At 42.3% G+C, this 1,874-nt stretch carries 3 protein-coding genes; all 3 read right to left on the bottom strand.

Annotated elements, in window-relative coordinates:
• Positions 1–803: 3-keto-alpha-glucoside-1,2-lyase-like domain-containing protein (locus AC1DUA_RS35785; RefSeq protein WP_477504262.1), on the bottom strand; the 803-nt coding region annotated here is incomplete at its 3' end.
• A 187-nt stretch (positions 804–990) separates the two neighbouring features.
• The gene (locus AC1DUA_RS35780; RefSeq protein WP_477504261.1) at positions 991–1,476 is read right to left on the bottom strand and encodes a low molecular weight protein-tyrosine-phosphatase; all 486 of its coding nucleotides are present in this window, start codon (positions 1,474–1,476) and stop codon (positions 991–993) included.
• A partial coding sequence (locus AC1DUA_RS35775; protein WP_477504260.1) for an ATP-binding cassette domain-containing protein occupies positions 1,473–1,874 on the bottom strand: 402 nt, incomplete at its 5' end. The genes AC1DUA_RS35780 and AC1DUA_RS35775, both read right to left, overlap by 4 nt.

Raw genomic sequence — 1,874 nt, 5'->3', positions numbered from 1 at the left:
TTGCTATCCACAGTTGCTACAGCAGGATTGTTGGACTTCCACGATACTTCCTGATTACCTGCATCAGCTGGTTTAAACTCAGGAACAAGGGTTTCCTTTTCGTCAATTTTTAAAGAGATGGCACTCTGCTTCAGGGAGATGGACTCTACAGCCTTTACACTTAGATCCGTTACCTTCAAATTATCATAGGTCGCATTGGTCCAAAAGGACCTGACTCCAATAGCACCCTGAGTAAAAGTGGTGTCTACTGCACTAAGTACAAGGTTGCCATCGATATAAATATCAATATTGCTACCATTGGCTTCCACTTTCATACGATAGACTTTGTTTTGTTGGACGGTAAAGGGCTTAGACGCCAGTTCTGTCCAATTATTATTCATTTTGCCCAGTTGAACGAGATTATTCGCTGTAATGCCAGCATAATAACCTTGCATATTATCTGCCCCTACGGTTGGGTTTTTGACTCTGAAGATTAGTCCGGCATTATCCGAATTAATGCCATCTTTGAAGGCAATATCGGCTTCATACGCAAAGTTGCTGAAGGTTGTTCCGTTTGCTACAGCCTTGAATCCCGCCCCTTTATTGGTATGGTAGGCCCCGTCTGAAGCGTTCCAGGATCCCCCATATGTCGTCCACCCATCGGCATTGAGATCATTGAAATCATCTTGGAATAAGATGGATTCATCTCCTGCAGCTACTACTGCGTCCATAGGTGCTGTGAATGTTAGTACCATGCTGGCAATCAAGGCAGAAGACACAATTTTTTGAAACTTGTTGGATATGCAATTTAGTCTTTTCTTCAAGCTTCTTCCTCCAGTCACTACATATATTTCTTCGATCACAAGATACATTATGTAGCAAAAGCGCGGAATTGTATTTGCGTTTTCCCGTCTTTTTGTTTGTTTTTACAATTTTTTCGCGTGAAACAACAAAAAAGGAGCCTCGCAGGTTTGCGGGCTCCGTATTCTAATTCATTTGTTTTTACTGCATTTATGTAAGTTGTTCCTTATCAATCATATAAGCAAGTAATCTCGCGCAGCTCTCTTCAACCATTTCGAAAACTTCTTGGAAATTCCCCGTATAATAAGGATCTGGCACATTTTTGTCCGTACGTCCAGGTGCAAAATCCAATAGCTTGTGAATAGAAGTACGTTTCTCAGCATCTACCGATTCAGGTGCGAACGCAGCTAGATTCTGCACGTTACTCTCATCCATCGCAATGATGTATGTAAATTGTACGAAATCATCTGATTTTACTTGTCTAGCTTGCATACCTTTGTAATCAATATGATTTTTATCTAAAATGTCCCTTGTTCCTTGGTGCGGTGGATGACCAACGTGCCAATCACCTGTGCCTGCTGAATCAATGGCAATGACATGCTCAAGACCGGCCAGTTTGACCTGATGACGAAAAACAGCCTCTGCCATGGGAGAACGACAAATATTGCCCAAACAAACGAATAAGACCTGGATCATACTTCACCAAATATAAGCTTTTTCTCACGCATTGTTAACGATCTAGCAGGGATGTCGAGTACAATTTTACCCTCGTTAATGCCCCAAATACGTGTTGCGAATCGCTCTGCTAACTCTACCTTATGCAGCGTAGCGATTACACTCATATTCCTATCTTTACATAATGATTTCAAATCCTGAAGAATGTACTCCGTGGATTTCGGGTCGAGTCCAGAAACAGGCTCATCAGCAACAAGCACTTTTGGTCCAAGGATCAAAGCTTTGGCGATTGCCACACGTTGCTGCTCTCCACCACTAAGCTGACCTACTTTCTTGTCCCCTTTGTCCAGCAGACCTACCTTTTCCAAATAATCCATACTATCTACATGCTCATCTCTGGATGTCATGCCGGTTATAAC

Source organism: Paenibacillus sp. 01T422 (assembly GCF_056398785.1).
This window is presented reverse-complemented; position numbering and strand designations above follow the sequence as displayed.